7 protein-coding genes are annotated in these 9,610 nt (G+C 63.1%); 2 read left to right on the top strand and 5 right to left on the bottom strand.

The genetic code is table 11. The annotated features are described in order from the left end of the window. Positions 1 to 130 precede the first annotated feature (130 nt). The 4 genes from fdhF to AC0L3H_RS32475 form a co-directional block, all read right to left on the bottom strand. Positions 131 to 2,920, bottom strand: a complete 2,790-nt coding sequence (gene fdhF / locus AC0L3H_RS32460) for a formate dehydrogenase subunit alpha (protein ID WP_473588195.1) — start codon at positions 2,918 to 2,920, stop codon at positions 131 to 133. Between the two features lies 1 nt (position 2,921). Continuing rightward, on the bottom strand, positions 2,922 to 4,595 hold the full coding sequence (locus AC0L3H_RS32465) for an NADH-ubiquinone oxidoreductase-F iron-sulfur binding region domain-containing protein (protein ID WP_473588196.1): 1,674 nt from the start codon (positions 4,593 to 4,595) through the stop codon (positions 2,922 to 2,924). 207 nt (positions 4,596 to 4,802) lie between these two features. Next, the gene (locus AC0L3H_RS32470; RefSeq protein ID WP_031254334.1) at positions 4,803 to 5,042 is read right to left on the bottom strand and encodes a sulfurtransferase TusA family protein; all 240 of its coding nucleotides are present in this window, start codon (positions 5,040 to 5,042) and stop codon (positions 4,803 to 4,805) included. Between the two features lie 129 nt (positions 5,043 to 5,171). After that, entirely contained in the window at positions 5,172 to 6,428 is a 1,257-nt protein-coding gene (locus AC0L3H_RS32475; RefSeq protein ID WP_473588197.1) for a molybdopterin molybdotransferase MoeA, read from the bottom strand. 180 nt (positions 6,429 to 6,608) lie between these two features. Here AC0L3H_RS32475 and fdhD point away from each other — a divergent pair, with 180 nt between their 5' ends. Beyond that, positions 6,609 to 7,514: a formate dehydrogenase accessory sulfurtransferase FdhD gene (fdhD, locus tag AC0L3H_RS32480; protein WP_473588198.1), complete on the top strand. Its 906-nt coding sequence runs from the start codon at positions 6,609 to 6,611 to the stop codon at positions 7,512 to 7,514. Continuing rightward, positions 7,489 to 8,136: a molybdenum cofactor guanylyltransferase MobA gene (gene mobA / locus AC0L3H_RS32485; protein WP_473588199.1), complete on the top strand. Its 648-nt coding sequence runs from the start codon at positions 7,489 to 7,491 to the stop codon at positions 8,134 to 8,136. Before fdhD ends, mobA begins: the two co-directional genes overlap by 26 nt. Here mobA and AC0L3H_RS32490 read toward each other — a convergent pair. Continuing rightward, positions 8,133 to 9,610 (bottom strand): molybdopterin biosynthesis protein (locus tag AC0L3H_RS32490; RefSeq protein ID WP_473588200.1); only part of this gene is annotated, 1,478 nt, incomplete at its 5' end. The genes mobA and AC0L3H_RS32490 overlap by 4 nt on opposite strands.

Here is a 9,610-nt window from a genome sequence, read left to right on the forward strand (position 1 = left end):
CCAGCATGTTGAATCAAATCCCCGCTGATTTGGGAATCCCCCTTCGATTCAGCCTCTCTTCATCCCGCTCTAGCGCGTAGATTACCCCGTGCGGCTGCGGGCAACCGTTCGCAGATGGCGCGGTACTGGTTTATTCGGCAGCTTCGGCCCTCGCCGCCGGCGCTATTCGCGCGGCGCAGTATTTGAACTCCGGGATCTTGCCGTAGGGGTCCAGCATCGGGTTGGTGAGCACGTTGGCCGGACTTTCGTTGAAGCAGAACGGCATGAACACCATGCCGTCGGCGACCTCCCGGTCGGCGCGGAGGATGGCGTCTACCGTCCCGCGCCGGGTCTCGACCGCAATCATCTCTCCTTGGCGCAGGCCGTGCCGCTTGATCTCATAAGGGTTCATCGCAGCGATGCCTTGTGGCTCGATCGCGTCCAGCACGCCCGCCCGGCGGGTCATCGAGCCGGTGTGCCAATGCTCGAGCAGGCGGCCGGTGGTGAGCACCAGTGGAAACTCTTCATCGGGCACTTCGTCAGGCGGCAGCAAATCGGCCGGCACGATGCGGCCGCGTCCGTCCGCGGTCGGGAATCCAGACGAGAAGATGATCTCATTGCCGGGCTTGTCGGGACCGTCGGCCGGATAAATAACCGATCCCTCGCGTTCGATACGGTCCCAGGAGATATGTTTCAAGGACGGCATCACGGCCGCCATTTCCGCATAAACATCCGAGACATGGCCGTAATTCCAGTCCAGACCGATGCGCCTCGCCAGTTCGACTATCAGTTCCCAATCCTGGCGGGCTTCGCCCGGCATGTCGAGCGCCGGGCGGCCGATCTGCACCTGCCGGTTGGTGTTGGTGTAGGTGCCGAGCTTTTCGGCATGGGCCGAGGCTGGCAGCACCACATCGGCGTGCCAGGCGGTCTCGGTCAGGAAGATATCCTGCACCACCAGATGGTCGAGCATGGCCAGTGCTTGCCGGGCATGGGTTTGGTCGGGATCGGACATGGCCGGGTTCTCGCCCAATATGTACATGCCCTTGATTTCGCCGTCATGGATGGCGTCGATGATTTCGACGACCGTCAGGCCCCGTTTCGGGTCGAGCGTCTGGCCCCAGAAATTCTCGTACTGGCCGCGGATGTCGACATTCTCGACTGATCTGTAGTCCGGAAAATACATCGGGATGAGCCCGGCATCGGATGCGCCCTGCACGTTGTTCTGGCCGCGCAGTGGGTGCAGGCCCGTTCCCGGCCGGCCGACATGTCCGGTGATCAGTGCCAGAGCGATAAGGCAGCGCGCATTATCGGTTCCGTGTGTGTGCTGGGAAATGCCCATGCCCCAAAAGATGATCGACCGCTCGGCGGTCGCATAGGTGCGGGCGACGTCGCGCAGCACGCTGGCCTCGACGCCGCAGACCTCGGCCATCGCCTCGGGCGAAAAATCCTTCACCTTGGCCTTCAGGGCCTCGAATCCGGAAGCGTTGGCCTGGATATACTGCTCGTCGTAGAGCTTTTCCTCGATGATGACGTGGATCAGCGCGTTCAGCAGGGCGACGTCGCTGCCAGCCTTGAATCGCAGCGAATGCGATGCATGGCGCATCAGGTCCTGGCCGCGCGGGTCCATGACGATCAGCTTGGCGCCGCGCTTGGCCGCCTGCTTGAAATAGGTCGCGGCGACCGGATGGTTGGTGGTCGGCCGTGCGCCGATGACGATGATGCATTCGGCCTTCAGCGCGTCGTTGAAGGGCGCCGAAACCGCACCCGAACCGACGCCTTCCATCAGCGCCGCCACCGAAGATGCGTGGCAAAGCCGCGTGCAATGGTCGACATTGTTGGTGCCAAAACCCTGGCGCACCAGTTTTTGGAACAGATAGGCCTCTTCGTTCGAGCCTTTCGCCGAGCCGAAACCGGCCAGCGCCTGCCCGCCATGATCCCTGAGGATCGTCTTCAGCCCGCCGGCGGCGCGCGCAAGCGCCTCTTCCCAGCTAGCCTCGCGAAAAACGGTCAGCGGATCGACGCCGCGCATATCGGCATCGCCCGACTTCGGCGCATCGTCGCGGCGGATCAGCGGCTTGGTCAGGCGTTCAGGCGACATCGCATAGTCGAAGCCGAAACGACCCTTGACGCAGAGCCGGTTCTCGTTGGCATAGCCGTTGCGGCCATCGACCTGGACTATTCTGTTGTCCTTGACCGCAACGCTGGTCTGGCAACCGACGCCACAGAACGGGCACAGCGTGTCGACGACCTTGTCGAATTCCTGGATGACCCGGGTCTTGCCTGCATTATCCATCAGCGATTTTTCGTAGAGCGCGCCGGTCGGGCAGGCCTGCACGCATTCACCGCAGGTGACGCAGGTCGACAGGCCCATCGGATCGTGCATGTCGAAGACGGGAAGCGAGTGGTTGCCGCGCTCGGCCATGCCAATCACATCGTTGACCTGGACTTCGCGGCAGGCCCGGACACAGGCGCCGCAAGTGATGCAGGCGTCGAGATTGACGGCAATGGCGGGATTGGTGATGTCGAATTCTGGCCGGACATCATCGGTGGCGAATTTCGAGTTGTAGCGAGCGCCGGAAATGCCCATCGAACCAGCCCACTGCCAGAACATCGACTGCTGATCCGGACCGTCGGCCGCCGGCCGCATGTTGCTGGCGAGAAGCTCGAACACCATCTGGCGCGATTTCGTAGCCCGTTCGGTATCCGTCTTCACCACCATTCCGGCGGAAGGCTTGCGGATGCAGGAGGCGGCAAGCACCCGTTCGCCCTCGACATCGACCATGCAGGCGCGGCAATTGCCGTCTGGCCGATAGCCGGGCATGTCGACATGGCACAGATGCGGGATCCTGGTGCCTTCGCGCTTTGCAACGTCCCAGATCGTCTCGTCGTCAGCGGCTGTGACCGTCTTGCCGTCGAGGGTGAATATGACGCCATCTGCCATTTCAAAGATCATCCCTAAAATGCGTCAAAAGGTGATTGACCGGATTGGGCGCCGCCTGGCCGAGACCGCAAATGGAGGAATCGCGCATCACTGTTTCAAGGTCGCGCATCGCCGTCTCATCCGGCACGCCCTTCTCTTTCAAGAGCGTTACCAGCTTTTCGGTTCCTTCCCGGCACGGCGTGCATTTCCCGCAACTCTCATGCTTGAAGAAATTCATGAGATTGAGGGTCACATCCCTGATGTTGTCGGCTTGCGAAAGCACGACCACAGCATGTGAGCCGACAAAGGCGCCCTGTTTGGCGAGTTCGCCGCCGAAATCGAGTTCAATGTCGGCCATCGACGCCGGAAGGATGCCGCCCGAGGCTCCACCTGGCAGATAGGCCTTGAATTCATGCCCGTCTGCCATGCCGCCGCAATAATCCTCGATCAGTTCGCGCACGGTGACGCCAGCCGGGGCCAGCTTGACACCCGGCTCCTTCACATGCCCGGAAACCGACCAGGAGCGAATTCCCTGATGACCGGGCTTGCCCTGCGCGGCGAACCATTCGGGTCCCTTCTCGACGATGTCGCGAATCCACCACAGCGTCTCGACATTGTGGTTGAGTGTCGGGCGTCCGAAAAGTCCGACTTCGGCAATGTAGGGAGGCCGGTGGCGGGGCATGCCGCGCTTGCCCTCGATGCTTTCCAGCATCGCGCTTTCCTCGCCGCAAATATAGGCGCCGGCGCCGCGCCGAAGGTCGATGAAACCGGGCTTGACGATGCCGGCTGCCTCGAGCGCCGCGATCTCGGCGCGCAAAATGGCGAGCACGGCAGGGTATTCGTCGCGCATGTAGAAATAGATGCGCTCGGCCTCGACCGCGTGGGCGGCGATAATCGCGCCTTCGAAGGTGCGGTGCGGATCCTTTTCAAGATAGATGCGGTCCTTGAAAGTGCCAGGTTCGCCTTCGTCGCCATTGATCGACATCAGCCGCGGCCCTGGATAGCCGCGCACGAAGCTCCATTTCTTGCCGGCCGGAAAGCCGGCGCCGCCGAGGCCGCGCAGACCGGCGTGCTCCATGATCTCGATGATGGCGTCAATGCCGGTCTCGCCCGCGTTCACCTTCCGGAGAAGCTGATAGCCGCCAGCGGCCCGATAGGCATCGAGGCCAACATAATCGGGCACGACAACTTTCGTATCGCCCGAGCGAGCCAGATCGATGAGGATATGGCTGCTGGCTTGGTCGACCTCACGGTCGCCAATGCGCGCCGCGGGCGCTGCGGCGCAGCGGCCCATGCAGGGCGCACGCATGACGCGGACTGCGTTTGGGTCGGCCTTGGCGGCCAGTTCGCCAATCAGGTGTTCGGCGCCCGCCAGCATGCAGCTTATCGATTCGCACACCCGGATTGTCAGCGGCGCGGGTCTCGCCTCGCCTTCCCTGACGATATCGAAATGGTCGTAGAAGGTCGCGACCTCGTAAACCTCCACCTGGGACAGGCGCATGTCTTCGGCAAGCGCTCGCAGATGTGCGGCCGACAGACAACCGTAGCGGTCCTGGATCAGATGCAGGAATTCGATCAACAGATCCCGGCGCCGTTCGCGATGGCCAAGAAGTTCCCGGACCTCGGCCAGGGCAACATCATCCAGCGCCCGCCCTTTGGGTCCGCGATCGGGAGATCGCCGTTGCTGCATTGTCATCCTCTCTCCTCCCGGACCCTTCGTCTGAGGAAGGCGGCTCCCGCCACCAATGTGGTTGTGAACTCCCTCAGCCCGGCGCACCTTGGATCAAGGACTTGGCACACAAATCGACTTGGCAGACAAGTTGAACCAAATGCCGGTTTGACAATTTTAGCATGGCCGGGGCGCCGCGACAGAACTGATCTGCGCCCTGATTTGTCGCACGGCCTATACCGGGGCAGCTTGCGCCTTCTCGATCAAGAAAACGATGTGGTCTCCCTGCCGTTGCATCGCCTCCAGGCGGTCGCCCATTTCGTTGATCAGATTGGGAATGTCTATGGCTGCCAGCGGATCAGTGCAACGGACCTCAAGGCGCTCGCCTGGGCTTATGCCGCTGAGCGCCTTGCGGGTTTTCAGCGCCGGCAAGGGACATTTCAATCCCGTCAGATCGAGCTGTCTCGTCGTCATGGTGGCGCACCATGGCGGACCGCTCACTGGTCGTCAACGGTCACCGCCTCAGGGGTACCGCAAGTGAGAGCGGCCAGGCGTCGCACCGCATTTTTGCCAAACTGCGTGCCGCTGGCTCGACGGCGTTCGTCAATACAGGTCCGAATAGGCAAGGAACCGAACAGTCTGGCCCGGCTCGACCTCGGCTATTTCCTCGCCGAGTTCGACAAGGCCGTCCGTTTGAACCAAAGAAGACAGCATGCCAGCGCCCTCGCGCGGGAATTTGACGGCTTCATATGTGCCGTCCTGCGTCCCACGCAGGCTTACCCGCACATATTCGCGTCGCCCCGGCTTTTTGCGGTAGGAGAAGGCGGCCCGCACCGGCCGCGAAATTGGTGGTTGCTGCCGTGCGCCGGCCAGTGCAAAGATCGCGGCGCGCGCAATATGGGCGAATGTGACGAAGCTCGCCACCGGATTGCCGGGCAGCCCAATGAAGGCTGTTCCCCGGATCACCCCCATGGCGACTGGGCGGCCGGGTTTTATGGCCACCCGCCAGAAGACCAGGGTGCCCACACTCTCGACGGCGGCCTTGACGCAGTCGGCCTCCCCGGTCGAGACCCCGCCGGACGCCAGGATTAGGTCCTGTCCTGGCGCAGCCTCGCTCAGCACATCCGCGATCAGGCTGCTGTCGTCTGTCAGAATGCCCAAATCGGTGGTCTCGCAGCCCAATCTTGCGAGCATGGCCATCAGCATGAAGCGGTTCGAATCGAAAAGCTGGGCCGGTCCCCGGACCTTTCCCGGCGCGACGATCTCGTTGCCGGTCGAGAAGATCGCGACGCGAATTTTGCGCCGCACATCGACCTGCGTCATGCCGAGCGCCGCGGCGAGCGCAACATCCTGCGGGCGCATGCGCTGGCCGGCCTGCAGGACCACCTTGCCTGCTGCGACGTCCTCGCCCGCCGGCCGCACGTTGGCCCCTCTTTTCAGGCCGGGTGGAAGAATGACCCTGCCGCTATCGTCGACACGGACATCTTCCTGCATGTAGACCGTGTCTGCTCCCTCCGGCAGCGGCGCGCCGGTGAAGATGCGTATGGCTTGTCCGGGCGCGGCGGGCCGATCCGGCGCCATCCCAGCCTGGATCCTGCCGCTCACCGGCAAGGCCTTTTCAACGGTTCCCGGCAGGTCGTCGCCGCGCAGTGCATAGCCGTCGACGGCTGAGTTGGTGAAAGGCGGCAGGGGCAGCGGCGCCACCAGATCACTCGCCAGGACGAGCCCATCGGCAATCGCCAGCTGGACGGTTTCGGTCTCGTCGACAACGGTCAGCCGTGAAGCAATCAGTGCGGCAGTATCATCGAGCGATCGCATCGGGCCGCCGAAAGCGAAGCAGTCATCCGAAAGTTGCGCCATCGAGCCTTCAGCCTCTATGGATCTGGCCGAACCGGCAGCTCGGCGCCATCCGGCAAGCCCAGTCTGCGCTTGCAGGCGCTTTGTCGACCTGCCTTCGTTTGAACAGGGTATATAGTAGACGTCAAGCCGAAGGGAACGCATCCACTCCGGCGAGCGGGATTGCAATTTCAAGAGAGCGCCATGCAGCAGATGAAAACCCGACCAGACCCCGCCATCATCATGCCGAGCCCGGATGACATCCGATTGACCGAACAGGTCAGCGGCATCGATCATACGGGCGCCGCTATTCAAATCCGCGTCCCGGTTGAACGCCCGCTGACGCTCTATCTGAACGCCCAGGAGATCGTCACGATGATGACGATCGGCGACTACCCCGAATATCTGGCGCTGGGTTACCTGCTCAATCAGAACATGCTCAAATCCGACGACGTCGTAACCGAAGTCCAATATGACGACGACGTGCAGGTCGTGGTCGTCCGTACCGAGCGCAACACAAATTACGAGCAGAAGCTTAGAAAACGGACGCAGACTTCAGGCTGCGCGCAGGGGACCGCTTTCGGCGATCTTCTCGAGGCGCTCGATATCACTCTGCCGCCAGCCGCGCTGCACACCTCCTGGCTTTACCAAATGACCCGCACGATCAACACGACGCCGTCGCTCTATCTCCAGGCGGGCGCGATTCATGGCTGCGTGCTTTGCAGGGAAGGCACGCCGATCTGCTACATGGAGGACGTCGGGCGCCACAATGCCGTCGACAAGATCGCCGGCTGGATGTATCGCCAGGGCATCGATCCGGCCGACAAGATCCTTTACACGACGGGCAGGCTGACGTCGGAAATGACGATCAAGACGGTTCGAATGGGCATTCCGATCCTCGTCTCGCGCTCGGGTTTTACCGCCTGGGGGGTAGATCTGGCGCGTCAGGCCGGCCTGACGCTAGTCGGTCGGGCGCGCGGCAAGCGGTTCGCCGTGCTGTCGGGCGAGGATCGCATCGTCTTCGACCAGGACCTCGCTTCCGTCGACGAGGAAGCGCCGCGTCACAGACGCAAGGGAGCTGCCGATGGCGAACGAGCCGATGGCGAATGAGAAGGTGCCGACCCTGGGCGTCGTTCTCGCCGGGGGGCTCGCCCGGCGCATGGGCGGCGGCGACAAATCGATGCGTCGGCTCGACGGCACCACGATCCTCGATCGTGTCCTCGAGCGCCTCGGTCCGCAATGCGACGGGCTGTTGCTGAACGCCAATGGCGACCCTTCCCGCTTCGACCGTTTTCGCCTTCCAGTCGTCGCCGACCCGGTCGAGAACTATCCAGGGCCGCTTGCCGGCGTGCTTGCGGGCCTCGACTGGACGGCGGCGAACAGGCCCGATGTCGAATGGATCGTCAGCGTCGCAGCCGACTGTCCTTTCATGCCGCGCGACCTCGTCGAACGGCTGCATCGGGCGCGCATGGAGAAAACTGCGGATCTGGCGGTGGCGATGTCAGCGGGTCGGACGCATCCTGTCATCGGGCTCTGGCAAGTGGCGATGCGCGATGCGTTACGCCATGCACTCGTCGAAGAGGGCGTTCGCAAGATCGACCTGTGGACGGCTCACTACCAGATTGCAACCCAGTCCTGGCCGGACAAGCCGGTGGATCCCTTCTTCAATGTCAACACGGTCGAAGATTTTGCCGAGGCCGAACGGCTGGTTGGGCACCTTGCCGACCCTTAACCCGGTCGGGAAAAACCCATGCGCTCGACCGCCTCGTTGAATTCAGGCGAAGCGAGCGCGGCAAGGAAGGCCTGCACCGCGGGTCGCTGTTTGCGGGCAGAGACCAGCGCGAAATCATAATGCTCTTCCTTCAGCGCAATCAAATCGAGCCCGGCTGAGTGCGCCACCGGCGCAATGGTGACGCCCCAGTCTGCTCGATTCTGTGCGACGGCCGCCGCGACGGCATTGTGCGAGCGGGGCTGGTTCCAATATCCGTCGGGACGCGCCGCACCAAGCAGTTGGTCGATCAGGATGCGCGTACCCGAGCCCTGGTTGCGGTTGACCATCATGCAATTGGGATCGGCGAGTGCGGCTCGCACCGCCTCCTCCGGGTCGGTCCCGTGGAAGCGCAGGTCGCCCGGTCGGTAGACGATGCCCTGCATGCGTCGCCATCCCGGCACGAGTTCGAGGCCTTCGCTCAGGAACGGCGCATTGTAGCTTTGCGTCCTGGTGTCGAAGAGATGGATGGGCGCGATATCGCACTCGCCCCGCTTGGCCGCGGCAAGGCCGCCGAGGCTGCCGACCGCGATGGACCGCACGGTCAGGCCGACGCGAAACAGAATGCCCACGACAAGATCCAGGCCGGTGCAGTTGCTGCCGATCACCACGAGATCGGGAACACGCACGTGCGGTGTGAACAGCGCCACCGACGCCTCGCTTCCGGCAGGCAGATTGTCGGCTAAAGCTTCGATGCTGATGAAGCCGTCGGCCTGGGCAAAGGACGTTATCGCCCCCGAGCCCTTGCCGGTGGGATAGGCGACCAGCCCCTGCTCACCCTCGACCAGCGATACCATCACGAACTCCGTGCGGCCGAGTTCGGACTGAATGCGCAGCGGAACCTTTGCCGCGACCTTCGCTTCGGTCCGAGGCGGCAGGCCCGCCATGCGACGCAGCACAGGTACGATCATATCGTGGAAAGTGAACATGGCCGAAGTCGGAAATCCCGGCAGCACGACGACCGGCTTGCCGTCGCAGACGGCGAGGCAAAGCGGCTTTCCCGGCTTCAGCGCCACGCCATGGGCAACTATGCCGGGCGCGCCGAGACGATTCACGATGCGGTGGCTGACATCACCCGCGCCCTTGGACGTCCCACCCGACAGTATCAGCACATCATGCGCCGCTAGCGCCTCGCGCATGGCGGCTTCCAGCGTGGCTTCGTCATCCGGATAGGCGCCGAGAAAGCTCGCCTCGCCGCCATTTTCAGTTACCGCGGCGCTGACGATTGCGCCATTGGCGTCGTAAATGCCGGCGGGGCGCAGGGTGTCGCCCGGTTGGACAAGTTCGTCGCCGGTCGACAAAACCGCCACCCGCAGCTTGCGCGCCACCGTCACCAGCGCAATTCCACAGGCGGCAAGCATGCCGATTTCACGCGAGCCGATCACCGTTCCGGCGCGCAGCAGAACCTCACCGCGGGCAATGTCGGATCCGGCATACG

The organism is Mesorhizobium sp. WSM4816, assembly GCF_055811535.1.